At 71.3% G+C, this 17,636-nt stretch carries 16 protein-coding genes; 5 read left to right on the top strand and 11 right to left on the bottom strand.

Annotated features, from left to right (window positions below):
* Positions 1–43 precede the first annotated feature (43 nt).
* The 10 genes from OG490_RS36355 to OG490_RS36310 all read right to left on the bottom strand — a co-directional run bounded on the left by OG490_RS36355 (position 44) and on the right by OG490_RS36310 (position 10,030).
* On the bottom strand, positions 44–1,840 hold the full coding sequence (locus tag OG490_RS36355) for an alpha-L-fucosidase (RefSeq protein WP_330300536.1): 1,797 nt from the start codon (positions 1,838–1,840) through the stop codon (positions 44–46).
* 89 nt (positions 1,841–1,929) lie between these two features.
* A complete protein-coding gene (locus OG490_RS36350; RefSeq protein ID WP_330300535.1) occupies positions 1,930–2,565 on the bottom strand; it encodes a LutC/YkgG family protein in 636 nt (211 codons plus the stop codon).
* Positions 2,562–4,076 carry a LutB/LldF family L-lactate oxidation iron-sulfur protein gene (locus OG490_RS36345; RefSeq protein ID WP_330300534.1) on the bottom strand — a complete coding sequence of 505 codons (1,515 nt, stop codon included), beginning with the start codon at positions 4,074–4,076 and terminating at the stop codon, positions 2,562–2,564. The genes OG490_RS36350 and OG490_RS36345 overlap by 4 nt, the downstream gene beginning before the upstream one ends.
* A complete protein-coding gene (locus OG490_RS36340; RefSeq protein ID WP_330300533.1) occupies positions 4,073–4,813 on the bottom strand; it encodes a (Fe-S)-binding protein in 741 nt (246 codons plus the stop codon). The genes OG490_RS36345 and OG490_RS36340 overlap by 4 nt, the downstream gene beginning before the upstream one ends.
* Positions 4,804–5,727, bottom strand: coding sequence for an amidohydrolase family protein (locus tag OG490_RS36335; RefSeq protein ID WP_330300532.1), 924 nt, complete (start codon positions 5,725–5,727; stop codon positions 4,804–4,806). Before OG490_RS36335 ends, OG490_RS36340 begins: the two co-directional genes overlap by 10 nt.
* On the bottom strand, positions 5,724–6,035 hold the full coding sequence (locus OG490_RS36330) for an L-rhamnose mutarotase (RefSeq protein ID WP_330300531.1): 312 nt from the start codon (positions 6,033–6,035) through the stop codon (positions 5,724–5,726). Before OG490_RS36330 ends, OG490_RS36335 begins: the two co-directional genes overlap by 4 nt.
* Entirely contained in the window at positions 6,032–7,060 is a 1,029-nt protein-coding gene (locus tag OG490_RS36325) for an aldo/keto reductase (RefSeq protein WP_330300530.1), read from the bottom strand. Before OG490_RS36325 ends, OG490_RS36330 begins: the two co-directional genes overlap by 4 nt.
* Positions 7,057–7,830: an SDR family NAD(P)-dependent oxidoreductase gene (locus OG490_RS36320; RefSeq protein WP_330300529.1), complete on the bottom strand. Its 774-nt coding sequence runs from the start codon at positions 7,828–7,830 to the stop codon at positions 7,057–7,059. The genes OG490_RS36325 and OG490_RS36320 overlap by 4 nt, the downstream gene beginning before the upstream one ends.
* Positions 7,827–9,164 carry an L-fuconate dehydratase gene (locus tag OG490_RS36315; protein ID WP_330300528.1) on the bottom strand — a complete coding sequence of 446 codons (1,338 nt, stop codon included), beginning with the start codon at positions 9,162–9,164 and terminating at the stop codon, positions 7,827–7,829. The genes OG490_RS36320 and OG490_RS36315 overlap by 4 nt, the downstream gene beginning before the upstream one ends.
* Positions 9,165–9,178: 14 nt before the next feature.
* Entirely contained in the window at positions 9,179–10,030 is an 852-nt protein-coding gene (locus OG490_RS36310) for a fumarylacetoacetate hydrolase family protein (RefSeq protein WP_330300527.1), read from the bottom strand.
* Positions 10,031–10,575: 545 nt separating this feature from the next.
* On the opposite strand from OG490_RS36310, the gene OG490_RS36305 reads away from it, so the two are divergent.
* From OG490_RS36305 to OG490_RS36285, 5 genes are all read left to right on the top strand, one after another.
* Positions 10,576–11,625, top strand: coding sequence for a sugar ABC transporter substrate-binding protein (locus OG490_RS36305; protein ID WP_330300526.1), 1,050 nt, complete (start codon positions 10,576–10,578; stop codon positions 11,623–11,625).
* A 143-nt stretch (positions 11,626–11,768) separates the two neighbouring features.
* Positions 11,769–13,391 carry a sugar ABC transporter ATP-binding protein gene (locus tag OG490_RS36300; RefSeq protein ID WP_330300525.1) on the top strand — a complete coding sequence of 541 codons (1,623 nt, stop codon included), beginning with the start codon at positions 11,769–11,771 and terminating at the stop codon, positions 13,389–13,391.
* Positions 13,392–13,393: 2 nt separating this feature from the next.
* Positions 13,394–14,437, top strand: coding sequence for an ABC transporter permease (locus tag OG490_RS36295; protein ID WP_330300524.1), 1,044 nt, complete (start codon positions 13,394–13,396; stop codon positions 14,435–14,437).
* An 88-nt stretch (positions 14,438–14,525) separates the two neighbouring features.
* On the top strand, positions 14,526–15,227 hold the full coding sequence (locus OG490_RS36290) for a FadR/GntR family transcriptional regulator (protein ID WP_330300523.1): 702 nt from the start codon (positions 14,526–14,528) through the stop codon (positions 15,225–15,227).
* 244 nt (positions 15,228–15,471) lie between these two features.
* The gene (locus OG490_RS36285) at positions 15,472–16,404 is read left to right on the top strand and encodes an IS5 family transposase (protein ID WP_330301187.1); all 933 of its coding nucleotides are present in this window, start codon (positions 15,472–15,474) and stop codon (positions 16,402–16,404) included.
* 15 nt (positions 16,405–16,419) lie between these two features.
* On the opposite strand, the gene OG490_RS36280 is transcribed toward OG490_RS36285, so the two are convergent.
* Complete coding sequence (locus tag OG490_RS36280; RefSeq protein WP_330300522.1) at positions 16,420–17,631, bottom strand: ROK family protein; 1,212 nt, start codon at positions 17,629–17,631, stop codon at positions 16,420–16,422.
* Between the last annotated feature and the right edge of the window lie 5 nt (positions 17,632–17,636).

The following is a 17,636-nucleotide window of genomic DNA, read 5'->3' as shown; positions in this document are numbered from 1 at the left end:
AGGCGGGGTGGTGTGCCCTCGGCACGCCACCCCGGGCGCGCTTTCAGCCGATCTTGGTCAGGTTCCAGTTCTGCGCGGGGCCGCCGTTGGAGGACCACTGGATGACCGGGATTGCGTCCCCGCTCGCGTAGCCGTTGTCCAGGACCTTTCCGCTGTGCCGGTTGGTGAGCCGGAACGCACCCCCGCCCAGCGCGGTGACCGCCCACTGCTGGCCCTGACCGCCGCCATCGGTGCGCTGGACCAGCACCGTGCCGTCGGAGGTGCTGCCGTTGTCATCGAGGGCCTTGCCGCTGCGGACACAGACCAGCTTGTAGTAGCCGTGGCCCAGGTCGGTGACCGTCCACTGCTGGGGAGTGCCGCCGTTGGGGGCCCACTGGGCGACCTGGCCGCCCTCGGTGGTGGTGTTGGCATTGTCGAGGGCCTTGCCGTTCTGCGCGCTGACCAGCCGGTAGACGCCGCCCGCGAGGACCGCCGGCATACCGCTGACCTCCACGCAGACCACGGAGTCGTTCGCGTTGGGCGCCGTGGCCGGCACGCTGGCGTTGATCTGGCCGCCGCTGACCGTGTAGGCGAGCGAAACCGAGGGATTGCTCATCAAGTAGACGCGGCTGATGGTGTTCTGGACCGCCGGGATCTGCAGGGTGCCGCCCGTCGGCCATGTGAAGACGTGGGCGAAGAGCTTGCCGTTCTTCTTGGTGATCCTGCCCCACGACGGCTCGACGGCGAAGGGGCTGCCGCTGGTCCCGTGGATGCTGTCGGCGTGGGTGGCCATCCAGGAAGCCAGCCCGGTCAGTACCGTCGTCGCTCCGGCGGTCACGGTGCCGTCGCCCTTGGGGCCGATGTTGAGCAGGTAGTTGCCGTCCCGGGAGACGACCGTGACCATCTCCTGGACGATGTCCTTCACCGGCCTGTAGTTGTTCTCGGCCCAGTCGGTGTAGCCCCACTGGCCGTTCATCGTGGCGCAGGTCTCCCACGGCCGGTCCAGCGGCGTGACGGGCACGGTCTGCTCCGGGCAGGCGAAGTCCCCCAGGCCGAGGTCGCGCTTGACGCGTTCGTTGACGACGAGTCCGGGCTTGCGGGCCATCAGCCACCTGTAGAGGTCCTCGCCGTCGGCCTTGGTCCACCAGTCGGTGAGCGTGGGGGCGGCCGGGTTGGCACACCAATCGCCGTCGAACCACAGGACCGCCGGGTCGTAGCGGTCGAGCAGTTCCTGCAGCTGGGCCTTCATGTCGTTGATGTAGGCGGTGCGGGCGGCCTGCGAGGACATGTCGGAGAAGAGGGTGCTCCGGTTGATGGTCTGGGAGGGGTGGCTCCAGTCCAGGATCGAGTAGTAGAGCCCGAACTTGACGCCCCGCTTCTCGCACTCGGTCTTCAGCTGGGCCAGCAGGTCGGGCTGGAAGCCCTTGTAGTCGTGCAGGTTGTACTGCTTGGTGCCGGTGGTGTCCGTGAAGCCCGCGACGTTGGAGTCCCACATCGCATAGCCCTCGTGGTGCTTGGCGGTGATCACGAGGTACTTCATGCCGGCGTTCTTGGCCAGTTCGGCGATGTTCGCGGCGTTGAAGCTCGCCGGGTTGAACGGGGTGGTCACCTGGGCCTGGTAGTCGGCCTTGTTCCAGTTCTCGCTGGAGAACGCCCACTCGCCGTGGCCGCGGTAGGAGTAGGACCCGAAGTGGATGAACATGCCGAACCTGGCCTGGTACCACCAGTCCAGCTTCGAGGGGACGCCGTACGCCTGAGCGGTGGCGGGCCACACGACCTGCGGGAGACCGAACGCCACGGCGCCGCCGGCGAGGGCGGCGGCCTTGATCAGGGAGCGTCGGCTGAGGGGGGAGGAGGACATCTTCGACTCCTGGAGAGTGAATGGGCAGGGGGAAGCGGTCTGTTCGGTGAGGGGGGATGGGGAGGGGGTAGGGGGCAGCGCACCGGGCGCTATGCGTCCACGACCAGGACGATGTCCAGCGTCCTGGGCCCGTGCACGCCCTCGACACGGTCCAGCTCGATGTCGCTGGTGGCCGAGGGGCCCGAGATGAGCGTGAGCGGCCGGCAGGGGTCGAGCCGGCTCAGCGCGTCGGGGACGTCGGGCACGATCTGGTCCGCCCGGACCACGCAGACGTGCTGGTCCGGCAGCAAAGTGAGGACCCTGCGCCCCTGGCCGGGTCCGTGGTCGAGGGTCACGGTGCCGGTGACGGCGATCGCGACGGCGACGGTGGTGACCACGGCGTCCGCCCCGTCGAGTTGGCCCACGGTCAGCGGCGGAGCGTCTTCCAGCCGCGTCCAGGGCCCTTCCGGGAGCAGGTCCTCGGGAAACCCGGGCGGCACCACCAGGGACCGGGCCCCGGTGCGGGCCAGCGCGCGCCCGACGGCCGCCGCCGCACCGGCAGCGGGAACCCGGACCACCGTGGCGCGGTATTCGGCGGCGCGTTCGGCGAAGAGCCCGATGACGTCCGGTCCCGCGTGGTCGGCGCGCGGGTTGTCCGGGAGCGGTACGTCGTCGGGGTCCTCCGATCCGGGCACCCCGGCCAGGGCTGCCCGCACCGCGCTCAGTACGCTCTCGCGGTCGTTCATCCTCGTCCCTTCCCTTCCACGGTCTCGGGGCTGTCCGCATGCGCGGGTCTTCTCGTCCGGCGCCACCAGGCGCGGAACGTTTCCCTGGGCGGCACGGGTGTGTCACGGCTGGCGGACCAGCCGGCGAACGGACCCGGCAGGGCGCCGATCCGGCCGTCGCGGGCCACCAGCCGTGCCCCGAGGCCGGCGAGCTTCTGGGCCGCGGCCAGTCGGCGCAGGGAGGACATGACGGCGCCCGCGGCCTTCATGGCGAGCGCCTCGACGGTGGGCAGGCGCGGGCTGCGCCGCCCTGCCTCCACGGCCTTCGCGCGCAGGTGGACCAGCACCTCCGGGATGTCGATCTTCACGGGGCAGGCGTCGTAGCAGGCGCCGCAGAGGGTCGAGGCGAAGGGCAGGGAGGCCGCCCCGCTTTTGATGTCACTGCCGATGCCGACGAGCTGCGGGGTCAGTACGGCGCCGATCGGGCCGGGGTAGACGGACCCGTAGGCGTGGCCGCCGGTGCGCTCGTACACCGGGCAGACGTTCAGGCACGCCGAGCAGCGGATGCAGGCGAGTGCCTGGCGGCCCACCTCGTCGGCCAGTGTCGCGGTGCGGCCGTTGTCGAGGAGGATCAAGTGGAAGTTCTGCGGGCCGTCGCCCTCGGTGACGCCGGTCCACAGGGAGGTGTACGGGTTCATGCGCTCGCCCGTCGACGAGCGGGGCAGGAGCTGGAGGAAGACGTCCAGGTCGGCGAAGGACGGCAGGACCTTCTCGATGCCCATCACGGTGATCAGCGTCTCGGGCAGGGTCAGGCACATCCGCCCGTTGCCCTCCGACTCCACCACCACCACCGTCCCGGTGTCGGCGGCGGCGAAGTTGGCACCCGAGACGGCCACCTTGGCCCGCAGGAACTTCTCCCGCAGATGGAGGCGGGCCGCCTCGGCGAGATCGTGGGGATCGTCGGAGAGCCCTTCGGGAGCCGGCCTTCCCCACTCCCCCATCTCCCGCCGGAAGATCTCCCGGATCTCGGAGCGGTTGCGGTGGATGGCCGGCACCAGGATGTGGGACGGGCGATCGCGGCCCAACTGCACGATGAGCTCGGCGAGATCGGTCTCGTAGGCGCGGATGCCGGCGTCGGCGAGCGCCTCGTTGAGACCGATCTCCTGGGTCGCCATCGACTTGACCTTGACGACTTCACTCTCGTCCGTATCGCGCACCAGGTCGGTGACGATGCGGTTGGCCTCGGCGGCGTCCGCCGCCCAGTGGACCACTCCGCCCGCGGCGGTCACCGACTGCTCCAGGCGCAGGAGATGGTGGTCGAGGTGGCGCAGGGTGTGACGTTTGACGGCCGCGGCCGTCTCCCGCAGTTCCTCCCAGTCCTCCAGCTCGGCGGCGACCGCCAGCCGCTTGTCCCGGATGGTGCCGGTCGCCCGGCGCAGGTTCGCCCGCAGTTGGGTGTCCGCGAGCGCGGCACGCGCCGCCTGGGGGAAGGCCGGGGCGCCCAGCCATACGACGTTGTCGGCGCCGCTCACTGTGCGCCTCCTTCCGTGGAGGCCAGGATCTCGGCCAGGTGCACCGTGCCGACGCCGGTACGCAGACGGGACAGGCCGCCGCCGATGTGCGCGAGACAGGAGTTGTCGCCCGCGCTGAGGAACTCTGCCCCGGTGCCCAGGACATGGCGCATCTTGTCGGCGAGCATGGCGTTGGACACGTCCGCGTTCTTCAGCGCGAAGGTGCCGCCGAAGCCGCAGCAGGACTCGGCGGCGGGCAGTTCGACGAGGTCGATGGCCTTGACGGCGCGCAGCAGCCTGAGCGGCCGGTCGCCGACGCGGAGCATGCGCAGCGAGTGGCAGGTCGGGTGGTAGGTGACGCGGTGCGGGAAGTACGCGCCCACGTCGGTGACGCCGAGTACGTCGACGAGGAGTTCCGACAGCTCGTACACCGTCGGCGCCACTGCCTCGACCGCCTCGGTGAGGGCGGAGTCCCCGTACTGGGCGGCCACCACCCGGTGGTGGCCGCGCACCATGCCCGCGCAGGATCCGGAGGGCGCGACGACGGCGTCGTAGCCCGCGAAGACCTCGGCGAAGCGGCGCACCATGGGCAGGGTCTCGGGCCGGTAGCCGGTGTTGAAGTGCATCTGGCCGCAGCAGGTCTGGCCCTGCGGGAACTCCACGGTGTGGCCGAGGCGTTCCAGCAGTGCGGTCACCGCCTTGCCGGTGCCGGGGAACATCGTGTCGTTGAAGCACGTGATGAAAAGGGCTATGCGCATGGGCTTTCCTGGGGCGGGGGGTCCTGGGGCGGGACCGGGGGTGCGGCGATGGTCAGGCCGTAGGTCCGCACGGCCGTGCCGGTGAAGACCTCGCGGCGCTCGGCCAGGCTGAGCCCGGCTGTCATGTCGCGGGCAGCGGCGAGGACTTCGGCGTAGGTGGCGGCGAGCCGGCAGACGGGCCAGTCGGAGCCGAACATCAGCCGCGCGGGGCCGAAGGCGTCCAGGACGGTATCGGCGTAGGGCCTCAGGTCATCGGCCGTCCAGGAGTCCCAGTCGGCCTCGGTGACCATGCCCGAGAGTTTGCAGACGGTGTTGGGGAGGGCCGCGAGGCGCCTGATCTGTTCCGCCCAGGGGGCGAGTTCGCCGGACGCGACGGGCGGCTTGCCGAGGTGGTCGAGGACGAAGGCGAGACCCGGCAGGCGCTGCGCGGCCTCGATGGCGGCCGCGAGCTGGTACGGCTTCACCACGAGGTCGTAGACGAGTCCGGCCTCGGCGGTCGCGGTCAGGCCGCGCAGCACCTCCGGGCGCACGAGCCAGCGGGGGTCCGGCTCGCCCTGCACCTGGTGGCGCAGCCCCACCAGGTGCTCCCCGCCGGGGCCGGCGCGCAGCCCGGCGAGGGTGTCGGCGACGGCGGGTGCGGTCAGGTCGGTCCAGCCGACGACCCCGGCGACCAGGTCGCTGCGCGCGGCCATGGCCAGGAACTCGGGGGTCTCTTCCGCCACGGTGATCGTCTGCACCAGCACGGTTGCGGTGACGCCGGCCGCGCGGGCGTGGGGCACCAGGTCGGCCAGGGAGAAGTCCCTGCGCAGCGGGGCGAGTTCGGGCCCGGTGATCCAGTCCTGGTCGCGGACGGACAGGTCCCACACGTGGTGGTGGGCGTCCACGATTCCCGGCCCGTGGTCCGCCCCGGTCACAGCTCCCACACCACCGGCAGCGAGGCGTCCGAGCCCTGCGCGGAGTAGTCGTGGACGACGTCCAGCAGTTCGGCCATCCGGGCCTGCCAGGCGATGTTGACCGGCAGTTTCTCGAGTTCGGCGATCATCACCTGGTAGTCCCGGACCTCCAGCACGTGGAACAGGTCGGTGCCGCTGCGCCAGATCGTCCACGCAATCACCCCCGCGGCGCGGATGGCGGCGGTCAGCTCCTCGGGCACCTGGCGGTGCGCGGCGTCGTACTCCTCGACGCGGTCGGCGCGGACCTTGGTGTGCAGGGCGACCTTCATGACGGCTCCTTCGGCGACGGGGTCGCCCCGACGGGCGCCGTGGCGGGTAGGGGGGTGTCCGGGTCCAGCAGGCCCTCGGCGCGCAGCTCGTCCCACAGGGCGTCCGGGATCGGGCGCCGCAGCTGCTCCACGGTGTCGCGCACTTCCTCGGGGGAACGGGCACCGGTCAGGACGCTCGCCACGGACGGGTGGCCGAACGGGAAGCGCAGCGCGGCGGCCCGCAGCGGCACGCCGTAGCGCTCGGTGACCGCCAGCAGCCGCAGGGCCCGGTCGAGGACGGGCTGCGGAGCGGGCGCGTAGTCGTAGGTGGCGCCCGGCCGGGGGGCGGTCAGCAGCCCGGAGTTGAAGACTCCGCCGATGATGACGCTGCGGCCGCGGGCGGCCGCCTCCGGGAGCAGTTCGGTGAGCCCGTCCTGGTCCAGGAGGGTGTAGCGGCCGGCCAGGAGCACCACGTCGATGTCGGTCTCGCGCACGAAGCGGGCGGGCAGGGCGGACTGGTTCATGCCGATGCCGATCGCCCCGACCACGCCTTCGCCACGCAGCCGCTCCAGCGCCGGGTACGCCTCGCGCAGCGCCTGCTCGGCGTGGTCGTCCGGGTCGTGCAGCAGGGCTATGTCCACGCGGTCGAGGCCTAGGCGTTCCAGGCTCGCTTCGAGGGAGCGCAACACTCCGTCGGCGCTGAAGTCCCAGACCCGGCGGTGGGTGGACGGGACGGCGAAGCCGTGGCCGAGGTCGTTGCCGGGGATGCCCCGCGGGTCCGGCTCGAGGAGCCGGCCCACCTTCGTGGAGAGGGTGTAGGTGTCACGGGGGCGGGCGCGAAGGGCGGCGCCGAGCCGGCGTTCCGACAGGCCCAGTCCGTAGTGGGGGGCGGTGTCGAAGGTGCGGACGCCGGCGTCCCAGGCCGCGTCCACGGTGGCGTGGGCGGCCTCGTCGGTGACCGGGTGGTAGAGGTTGCCGAGGGCCGCGCAGCCCAGGGCGAGCTCGCAGACGGGTACCGCGCTGCCGCCCAGCCGAGTGGTCCTCACGGCCGGGCCGCCGGGCGCAGCCTCAGTCCCTGCATGCCGCCGTCCACGGCGAGGGCGGTGCCCGTGACGGACGCCGCGGCAGGACTGGCCAGGTAGACGATGGCGGCGGCCACCTCGTCGGCGGTCACCAGGCGGCCCATGGGCTGGCGGGCGTTGAGGGCGGCCCGTTCGGCCTCGGGTTCGTCGGCGGCGTCGAGCAGCCGGGCCACCCAAGGGGTGTCGGCGGTGCCGGGGTTGACGCAGTTGACGCGGATGCCCTCACGGACGTGGTCGGCGGCCATGGCCAGGGTGAGGGACAGCACGGCGCCCTTGCTGGCGGAGTACAGGGCGCGCTGCGGCAGTCCGGCGGTGGCCGCGATGGAGCAGGTGTTGACCACGGAGGCAGCGCCCGGACGGGCAGTGGCAGCGCGGCGCAGGTGGGGCAGGGCGGCTCGGGTGGTGCGGACCATGCCGATGACGTTGACGTCCAGGACGCGGTGCCACTGTTCGTCGGGGTTGTCCTCGACGGTGCCGGCGGCGCCGATGCCCGCGTTGTTGACGAGGATGTCGATGCCGCCGAGCCGCAGGGCCGCCTCCGCCACGGCGGCGCGTACGGAGGCGTCGTCACCGACGTCGGCCTTGAGGCCGAGCAGCGGTTCGGGTACGCCTTGCGGATCGAGGTCGAGTACGGCGACGGCCGCTCCCCGCGCCGCCAGCGCGCGGGCCGTGGCGAGCCCGATGCCGGACGCGCCGCCCGTGACGAGAGCTTTGAGGCCGGTCAGTTCGCTCATGCCCTTTCCTCCTGCGCGGCGCGGTCGGACACCCAGAACGTGCCGTCCGGGTAGAGGTATTCGGCGATGGACTCCGCGTGCATGGCGGCGGAGAAGCCGGAGGCTAGCGGGGCGGTGTAGTGCCCGTCCCTGATCACCACCGGCTCGATGAAGTGCTGGTGGAGGTGGTCGACGTACTCGATGACGCGGTTCTCGGTGGTTCCGGAGAGGGCAAGGTAGTCGAACATCGACAGGTGCTGCACCAGCTCGCACAGTCCCACTCCGCCGGCGTGCGGGCACACCGGCACCCCGAACTTCGCGGCGAGCAGCAGGATCGCGAGATTCTCGTTGACCCCGGCCACCCGCGCCGCATCGATCTGGAGTACGTCGATGGCACCGGCCTGGAGGAGCTGCTTGAAGACGATCCGGTTCTGCACGTGCTCGCCGGTGGCCACCTTCACGGGGGCGACGGCCCGCCGTACGGCCGCGTGGCCGAGTACGTCGTCGGGGCTGGTCGGCTCCTCGATCCAGTACGGGTCGAACTCGGCGAGCGCGTTGGTCCAGCTGATCGCCTCGGGTACGTTCCACCGCTGATTGGCGTCGATGGCGATGCGGATGCCGTCGCCGACGGCGGCGCGGGCGGTGCGCAGTCGGCGGATGTCGTCGCTCAAGTCGGCGCCGACCTTGAGCTTGATCTGCGTGAAGCCGTCGGCCACGGCCTGCTTGGCCAGCCGGGTGAGCTTGTCGTCGCTGTAGCCGAGCCAGCCCGGGGAGGTGGTGTAGCCCGGATATCCGCGCTCCAGCAGGTCGGCCTCGCGTTCCGCGAGCCCCGTGCGGCCCTCGCGCAGCAACGTGAGGGCCTCCTCGGGCGTGAGCGCGTCGGCGATGTAGCGGAAGTCGACCTGGGAGACCAGCCACTCCGGTGAGGCGTGGGCGAGCAGCCGCCACAACGGCTTGCCCGCCCGCTTGGCCGCCAGGTCCCACACGGCGTTGACCACGGCGCCGATGGCCATGTGCATGACGCCCTTCTCGGGGCCGAGCCAGCGCAGCTGGCTGTCTCCGATCAGGTCGCGGCTGACCGATCCCGGATCGGCGCACAGTTCCTGGACGGAGCGGCCGATGACATGGGGCCGCAGGGCGTCGATCGCGGCGACCTGGACGTCGTTGCCGCGTCCGATGGTGAAGGTGAAGCCGTGCCCTTCGTGCCCGTCGCCGGCGTCGGTGCGCAGTACGACGTACGCGGCGGAGTAGTCGGGGTCCGGGTTCATCGCGTCGGAGCCGTCCAGTTCCCGCGAGGTGGGGAACCGGACGTCGTAGGTGTCGACGGCGGTGATCCGGGCGGAGGTTGTCGTCAAGGCGGTGCTGCCTTTCAAGCTTGGATGAAGGTCTGGCGCTGGCTGCCGAGGCCGTCGACGGAGAGCTCGACCGTGTCGCCGGGGCGCAGATAGGGATTGCCGGGAAGACCCAGGGCCACGCCCGCGGGCGTGCCGGTGTTGATCACGTCGCCCGGTTCCAGGACCATGTACTGGCTCAGGTACCGCACGATGTGCTCGACCGTGAAGATCATGTCGCTGGTGTGGCCGTCCTGCCGCTTCGCACCGTTGACGCTCAGGTGCAGGCCGAGGTCCTGCGGGTCGCCGGCCTCGTCTGCGGTGACCAGCCACGGACCGAGCGGGTTGAAGGTCTCGCAGGACTTGCCCAGGTCCCACTGCGAGGAGTACTCCAGCTGGAACTCCCGCTCCGACACGTCGTGGCTGATCGCGTACCCGGCGATCACGGCCCGCGCGGCATCCGGTCCGTCCAGGTAGCGCGCCCGGCGGCCTATGACGACCGCGAGTTCGACCTCCCAGTCGGTCTTCACCGATCCGCGGGGGACCAGCACCTCGTCGTAGGGGCCGACGACCGTGCCCGGGTCCTTCATGAACACCACCGGACGGGCGGGAATCGCCGCGCCGGTCTCGGCGGCGTGATCGCGGTAGTTCAGGCCGACACAGACGAGCTTGCCCGGGCGGGTGACGGGCGGCCCGACGCGCAGGCCGTCCGGGTCCAGTTCGGGCAGCTCCCCCGCCGAGACCGCCGCGCGGGCCCGGTCGATCCCCCCGGAGGCGAGGAAGACGCCGTCGATGTCCCGGGTCACGGAGGACAGGTCCAGCAGCCGGCCGTCGTCGGTGCGTACCGCGGGCCGCTCTTCACCTGGGGGTCCGACTCGTAGCAGTTTCACCGGGGAACTCCCTCGCCGAGCGGGTTTCGGTTGAGCCTTCGGGACGGTCGGCCGTGCGGGCCGGGCGATTTGAGGTGCGCCGGTCCTTGCCGTTCGTCAGGGCCTCGGTCATCCGGATGGCCAGTCATTCATCGGATGTATCCCGGGCCACAGCGACCATAAGCGCGGAGATCGCGGCTGACAATGGATTCCTCGGATGTATTTCCGCGTCGTTGCCGCCGATGCTCACGACGAGCGGCTCTTCCGGAACCGGCCGGGGTACGCCTCCCGTTCCGTCTCTACCTGCGAGGAGTTGGAGATCGGGCGGGGTCGGACGGGATCGGGCAGTGGCGCGGAACCCGCTTGCGCATCGGTCCGGTACATCAACCCGGTCACGGACCTTGTCAACGTCGGCAACGTCGTCGTAACGTCCCCTCCCAGATACATCGGAGGAATGGCCGGATCATTGGGTGCGCCGTCCGGCGCCCCCCGCCGCCTTCCGCACGGCGCGTACGCCACCCCCTCCCACCGTCGCCGCGCCCCTGGCTCAAGGAGAGAACTCGGCCATGAACCCCACTCGCTTCCGCTCCACCGCCGCAGCCGCCACCGCCGTCCTGGCGATGCTCGCCCTCGCCACCGCGTGCAACCGCGAGAGCCCCGGCTCGGCCGCCCCGGGCGGCGACAAGTCCGTCATCGGCATCGACCTGCCCCGCTCCGACTCCGACTTCTGGAACTCGTACGCGCAGTACGTCAAGAACGGCATCAAGACCGACGGCGTCAACGCGCTGCCCCTGAGCAACTCACAGAACGACGTCACCAAGCTCGTCGCCAACGTCCAGGTGTTCCAGAACACGGGCGCCAAGGCCGTCGTCATGGCGCCCCAGGACACCGGCGCCGTCGCTTCCACCCTGGAGAGCCTCGCGTCGAAGAAGATCCCGGTGGTCAGCGTCGACACCAGACCGGACAAGGGCACTGTCTACATGGTCGTCCGAGCCGACAACAGGGCGTACGGCACCAAGGCGTGCGAGTTCCTCGGCAAGCAGCTGGGCGGTCAGGGCAAGGTCGCCGAGATGCAGGGCGCCCTCGACTCCATCAACGGCCGCGACCGCTCCGAGGCGTTCGCGCAGTGCATGAAGGCAAAGTTCCCCAACATCCAGGTCTTCGAGCTGCCCACCGACTGGAAGGGCGACGTGGCCTCGGCCAAACTGCAGAGCCTGCTCGCACAGCACCCGGACCTGAACGGCATCTACATGCAGGCGGGCGGTGTGTTCCTGCAGCCCACCCTCGCCCTGCTGGAACAGAAGGGCCTGCTCCAGCCCGCCGGGCAGAAGGGCCACATCAGCATCGTCTCCAACGACGGCATCCCGCAGGAGTTCGACGCCATCCGCAAGGGCCGGATCGACGCCACCATCTCCCAGCCCGCCGACCTCTACGCCAAGTACGCGCTGTACTACGCCAAGGCCGCCGCCGAGGGCAAGACCTTCCAGCCGGGTACGACCGACCACGACTCCACCATCATCCAGCTGCCCAACGGCCTGGAGGACCAGCTGCCCGCTCCGCTGGTCACCAAGGAGAACGTCGACGACAAGGCCCTGTGGGGCAACAACGTCGGCTGACGACCGGCGGGCCCCACGCCGCGCGCGGTCGGAACCGGACACCCCCCGTCCCCCCGGTCGCGGCCCCTCCCCCGCAGCCCGGGTGCGCTCCTGCGCACCTCGGCGCCCCAGCCTCCCCCCGTACACGAAGGACGGTATCCACCATGGCGGACACCGCGACCGCCCCGGCGGCCGGCCCCGGCACCCCGGCCCCCGTGGCCGAGGCGACCGGCATCAGCAAACGCTTCGGCGCGACCGTCGCGCTGCGCGACGCCCGCATCAGCATCGCCCCGGGCGAGTCGCACGCCCTGGTCGGCCGCAACGGCGCCGGCAAGTCGACGCTCGTGTCCGTCCTCACCGGCCTCCAGCAGCCCGACACCGGAGCACTGCGCTTCTCCGGCGAGCCGGCACCCGCCTTCGGCGACATCGACGCCTGGCGCTCCCGCGTCGCCTGCGTCTACCAGCGCTCCACGATCATCGGCGAACTGACCGTCGCCGAGAACCTCTTCCTGAACCGGCAGAGCGGCGGCCCGCTGCGGCCCATCCGCTGGAAGCAGCTGCGCCACCGCGCCGGGGAGCTCCTCGGCGAATACGGCGTCGACGTCGACCCCGCCGCTCGGGCGAGGGACCTCACCGTCGAGCAGCGGCAGTTCGTGGAGATCGCCCGGGCCCTGTCGTTCGGCGCCCGCTTCATCATCCTCGACGAGCCGACCGCGAAGCTCGACGGCCGCGGCATCGGCCGCCTCTTCGGCAAACTCCGCGACCTCCAGCGCCAGGGTGTCGCCTTCCTCTTCATCTCCCACCACCTGCAAGAGGTGTACGACCTCTGCACCACGGTCACGGTCTACCGCGACGCGGCCCACATCCTCACCGCGCCCGTCGCCGAGCTCGGCCGTGCGGCGCTGGTGGAGGCCATGACCGGCGAGTCCGCCGCCTCCACGGTCACCGCCGCCCCCGGTCGCCCGGGCACCCGGGCCGATGCGACGGAGCTACTGGCCATCGACGGTCTGACGCTGTCCGGCGCCTGCGAGGGCATCTCCCTCTCCGTACGCTCCGGCGAGGTCGTCGGGCTCGCCGGAGCCACCGCCAGCGGCAACGTGCAAGTGGGCGAGGCGGTCGCCGGTCTGCACCGCGCCAAGGCCGGCCGGATCTCGGTCGACGGCAAGGCCGTGCGCACCGGCAGCGTGCCCTCCGCGCTCACCGCCGGCGTCGGCCTGGTCCCCGAGGACCGCCACCATCAGGGGCTGGTCAACAACCGCAGCGTGGCGGAGAACGCCACGCTCACCGTCACCGACCAGCTCGGCCCCTTCGGCATCGTGCTGCCCGCCCGCACCAGGGCCTTCGCGCAGCGCGTGATCCTGGACCTCGACATCAAGACCCCCGGCGCCGCCACCCCGGTCTCCGCCCTCTCCGGCGGCAACCAGCAGAAGGTCGTCGTCGCCCGCGCCCTGGCCACCGATCCGCACGTGCTCGTGGCCATCCGCCCCACCAACGGTGTGGACGTCAAGTCCAAGGAGTTCCTGCTCGGCAGGATCCGGCAGGTCGCGGACGGCGGCAGGGCCGCGCTGATCGTCTCCGACGAGCTGGACGACCTCAAGGTCTGCGACCGGGTCGTCGTCATGTTCCACGGGCGGGTGGTGGCCGAGTTCGCCCAGGGCTGGAAGGACGAGGACGTCGTCGCCGCCATCGAGGGCGTCGCCGGCGACCCGGCTTCCGCCACCCCGTCTCCCACATCCGCCCTACCCGCCTCACCCGCCTCATCCGGCGCGGACGAGCACGGAAGGTAGTCATGTCCGCCACCTCAGATCTCACCGAGCACGCACCGAGCACGGCGGCGCCGGCCGCGGCGGACACCGCCCGCCGCGGGGCCGGCCTCGGGCGCCTGCGCGAACTGTCCCTGGTTCCGGCGATCCTCGTCCTGGGCCTCATCGGGTTCATCGTCTCGCCGGCCTTCCTCACCACCGACAACCTGATCGGTGTGGCCCAGCAGTCCACCGAACTGAGCCTGCTGGTGCTCGCCACGACCTTCGTCCTGATCGCCGGCCGGATGGACCTGTCCCTGGAGTCCACCATCGGCGTGGCCCCCGTCATCGCCGTGTGGCTGATCCTGCCCGCCAGTGGGGGCCGGTTCACCGGGCTCGGCCTCTTCCCCGAGTGGACGGCGATCCCGCTCTGCCTGCTCGTCGGGGCGCTGATCGGCGCCGTCAACGGCTTCCTCATCCTCAAGCTGCGCCTGAACGGCTTCATCGTCACCCTCGGCGCCCTGACCATGCTCCGAGGGCTGCAAGTCGCCCTCTCCGAAGGCCAGTCCATCGTCGAGCTGCCCCCGTCCTTCACCTACCTGGGCAGGGCGTCCTGGCTGGGCGTGCCCGCCGCGATCTGGGTGTGCGCGCTGCTCTTCGCGATCGGCGGCAGTGCGCTGGCCTGGCTCCGGCACGGCCGGGCGCTGTACGCGATCGGCGGCAATGCCGAGGCCGCCCGCACTGCGGGCATCCGCGTCGACCGCACCGTGTGGGTCGTCCTCGTCCTCGGCGGCGTGCTCGCCGCGTTCGCCGGTATCCTTTACAGCGGGCACTACGGCTCCATCTCCGCCACACAGGGCAGCGGCTGGATCTTCCAGGTCTTCGCCGCGACCGTCATCGGCGGAGTCAGCCTCAACGGCGGCAAGGGTTCCGTTTTCGGCGCCCTCACCGGCATCCTCACCCTCCAGCTCGTCGTCAACGTCATGACGCTGGCGGGCGTTCCGCCCCTGTGGAACCAGTTCCTCAATGGCGCCATCATCATCGTCGCCCTGGTCATCTCCCGGTTCGCGTCCGGTGAGAAGCAGGAATAGCCTCGTCCCGCAAGCGGCTCCGCAGGCCCCGGTCCGGGTATGTGCGGAGCCACCGCCCCGCACATACCCGGCACTGAGAGGCACGTTAGTGGCACTGACGGACGAGGCGATCGACAAGATCAAGGCGATGATCCTCGACGGAGAACTGGCCCCCGGCTCCCGCCTGCCCAAGGAGGAGATCCTCGCCGGACAGCTCGGCCTGTCCCGGAATTCGCTGCGCGAGGCCGTCCGGGCGCTGACGGCCATGCGGATCCTGATCACCCGTCAGGGCGACGGCACCTACGTGTCCAGCCTGGAGCCCCATCTCCTGCTGGAGAGCCTCTCCTTCGCCGCCGACGTCTCCCAGGGCCGCACCGCGCTGCAACTGCTCCAGGTGCGCCGGCTGCTGGAACCGCAGGCGACCGGGCTGGCCGCTGCCCTGCTGACGCCGCAGGACCTCCAGGAACTGCGCGACATCCTCGACAGGTCCCGGGCCGCCACCACCGTGGAGGAGTTCGTCGCCCACGACATCGCCTTCCACCTCAGGATCGTGGAAGCCGTCGACAACCCCGTGCTGTCGATGCTCCTGCGGGTCCTCTCCACCCGTACCCAGCGCGTCCGCATCGTCCGCGGCAGCCGGACCCGTGACGCGTTGGACAACGCCCACCAGGACCACGAGCAGATCCTGGGCGCGCTCCAGTCACGCGACGCCCTGCTGGCCGCCGCGGCCGCGACCGTCCACATCACGGCCGTGGAGCAGTGGCTGGCCGCCAGCCTGAGCGACGACCCGCTGCGAGCCATCGACGACTGACCCGGTCGCCCTTCTGCGAACCTAGTGCCGCGTCAGGCAACGTTTGCCCGTTGAGGAGCGGCGTCCGGTGCGTGCTCTCGGTGCGCCGGCCGGAAGCGCTCGTACTGGACGTACTCGGCTTTCGGCCGGTGCGGCGAGAGTGCGTGCCGGGCGTTGCGACGGGGCGAACGTTGCCTGACGCGGCACTAGGCACTGTTTCTCGGATCTCCTGACGTGAGTGGGGTGTTGGGGTCAGGCTTGCCGTATGGGCCGTGGGGATCTGACGAACGCTGAGTGGGACCGGCTGGAGTCGTTCCTGCCTCCTGGTGGTGCTCGTGGAGGCCGGTGGAGTGATCACCGCCGGGTCATCAACGGGGTGCTCTACCGGGTCCGGACCGGTGTGCAGTGGCGGGATCTGCCGGAGCGGTTCGGGCCGTGGGAAACCGTCTATAAACGCCATCGCCGCTGGTCAGCGGATGGAACGTGGGCGATGCTGCTCTCTCGGATTCAGGCCGCCGAGGATGCCGCGGGCCGGATCGACTGGGAGGTGTCGGTGGACTCGACAGCAGTGCGGGCCCACCAGCACGCTGCCGAGCGCGAGGAAGACACCGGCGGCATCCGGTCCTCAAAAGGGGGACGTTCGGGGGACGAACCAGGTCGATCCGGTGTTGCGGAAACTGGAGGTCCGGCTCGAAGAAGTGGTCAGATCGGCGAGTGCCTGGGACGCTCCCGCGGCGGATTCACGACCAAGATCCACCTCGTCGCGGACGGCCGATGCCGGCCTCTCGCCCTCCTCCTGACACCCGGACACTACGGCGACGGGCCCCAGTTCGAGCGGGTGCTGGAGCAGGTTTCCGTACCCCGCATCGGCGTCGGAAGGCCCCGCACTCGCCCCGACCATGTCCTGGCCGACAAGGCCTACACATCCCGAAGGAACCGCTGCTACCTGCGACGACGCGGAATCCGGCACACAATCCCCGAACGCCTCGACCAGCAAAGACACCGCAAGAACCGAGGTTCCCGAGGCGGCCGTCCCACCGGCTTCGACAGCGAGCGATACAAGAAACGCAACACCGTCGAACGAGCCATCAACCGGCTCAAGGGCTTCCGCGCCGTCGCCACCCGCTACGAGAAACGCGCCTACATCTACCTCGGCACCGTCACCCTCGCAGCCCTCATCATCTGGCTCCGCACATGATCCAAGAAACAGTGCCTAGTGCTGTGGCAGGCGGGCGGGATCGGCGATGATCTGCCGGACGGTCGACCACGCCGCGCCCAGCACCGGTCCGCGGCGCCCCAGGGCGGAGGGGCGTACCGCCTCCGGGTTCCAGGGCCGGACGGTGACCCGGGCGGCCAGCTCGGTGCGTACCGACGGGAGGAGCCAGTCGGCGAGTTCGGCGTAGGCGCCGCCCAGTACGAGGCCGTCCGGGTCGATCAGGTTCACCGCCGAGGTCAGGGCGAGGCCGAGGGCCCGGCCCGCGCGGTCCAGAGCGCGCAGGGTCGTCGCGTCCCCGGCGGCCGCCCGCTCGGCCAGGAGGGCCACCGGGTCGCCGACGTGCGCGAGCCCGGCCTCGCGGAGCACGGCAGCTTCGCCCGCGTACTGCTCCAGGCAGCCGCGTGCCCCGCAGGCGCAAGGGGCGCCCTCCGGATGGACGGGCAGGTGGCCGAGTTCGCCCGCGAAGCCGCGGGCGCCCCGGAACAGCTGCCCGCCGATGATCAGTGCGGCACCGATTCCGGCCTCGGCGGAGACGTGTACGAAGGTCTCGGCGGGGTTGCCCCGGTGCCACTGCTCGGCCAGCGCCCCGAGGTTGGCCTCGTTCTCCGGCTCGGGCGCGGTGTCGGGGTCGGGCCAGTGGTCGGCGGGGCGGACGGCTTGCCAGCCGAGGTTGGGGGCGTTCGCGATCAGTCCGCCCGGCTCGTTCGGCACCACCCCCGGCACGGCCAGGACGCGGCCCGCGACGCGCAGCCCGAGGGCGGCGGCCTCCGCCTCCGCCTCGGCGCCCAGCGCGGCGGCCTCCGCCAGCACCTGCCCGGCCGGCCGGCCCGCGTTGGCCCGCTCCACCCGGCGCCACACCCGGGGTTCACCGCGCAGGTCCACGACGCACGCGGCGAGATGGGTGACGCCGATCTCCAGGCCGAGGCCCGCGGGACCCCGGTCGTTCAGGACCAGTGCCCGTCCGGGGCGGCCGACGCGCCCGCTGGGCGCGGTCTCCGTCTCGGTCAGCGCGCCGCGGCCGATGAGCTCGTCGACCAAGGAGGAGACGGCCGGCCTGGTCAGGCCCGTATGGCCGGCGACGTCCGCCCGGGAGAGCGGACCGTGTGCGGCGACCGCGCCGATCACCACCGCAAGGTTCTGCCGGCGCATGCCCTGCTGCGAGGCGGGCACGGCCTCCGCGCCCCCGCTCGCCCTGCCGATCCCCGCCATTGGGC

Source organism: Streptomyces sp. NBC_00503 (assembly GCF_036346895.1).
Lineage (GTDB): Bacteria > Actinomycetota > Actinomycetes > Streptomycetales > Streptomycetaceae > Streptomyces.
This window is presented reverse-complemented; position numbering and strand designations above follow the sequence as displayed.

What these genes read in the sequence shown, in the direction of transcription:
- OG490_RS36295 (WP_330300524.1), top strand. Translation starts at nt 13,394, where the DNA reads ATGTCCGCCACCTCAGATCTCACCGAGCACGCACCGAGCACGGCGGCG.
- OG490_RS36305 (WP_330300526.1), top strand. Translation starts at nt 10,576, where the DNA reads ATGAACCCCACTCGCTTCCGCTCCACCGCCGCAGCCGCCACCGCCGTC.
- OG490_RS36300 (WP_330300525.1), top strand. Translation starts at nt 11,769, where the DNA reads ATGGCGGACACCGCGACCGCCCCGGCGGCCGGCCCCGGCACCCCGGCC.
- OG490_RS36350 (WP_330300535.1), bottom strand. Translation starts at nt 2,565, where the DNA reads ATGAACGACCGCGAGAGCGTACTGAGCGCGGTGCGGGCAGCCCTGGCC.
- OG490_RS36355 (WP_330300536.1), bottom strand. Translation starts at nt 1,840, where the DNA reads ATGTCCTCCTCCCCCCTCAGCCGACGCTCCCTGATCAAGGCCGCCGCC.
- OG490_RS36285 (WP_330301187.1), top strand. Translation starts at nt 15,472, where the DNA reads ATGGGCCGTGGGGATCTGACGAACGCTGAGTGGGACCGGCTGGAGTCG.
- OG490_RS36340 (WP_330300533.1), bottom strand. Translation starts at nt 4,813, where the DNA reads ATGCGCATAGCCCTTTTCATCACGTGCTTCAACGACACGATGTTCCCC.
- OG490_RS36330 (WP_330300531.1), bottom strand. Translation starts at nt 6,035, where the DNA reads ATGAAGGTCGCCCTGCACACCAAGGTCCGCGCCGACCGCGTCGAGGAG.
- OG490_RS36280 (WP_330300522.1), bottom strand. Translation starts at nt 17,631, where the DNA reads ATGGCGGGGATCGGCAGGGCGAGCGGGGGCGCGGAGGCCGTGCCCGCC.
- OG490_RS36320 (WP_330300529.1), bottom strand. Translation starts at nt 7,830, where the DNA reads ATGAGCGAACTGACCGGCCTCAAAGCTCTCGTCACGGGCGGCGCGTCC.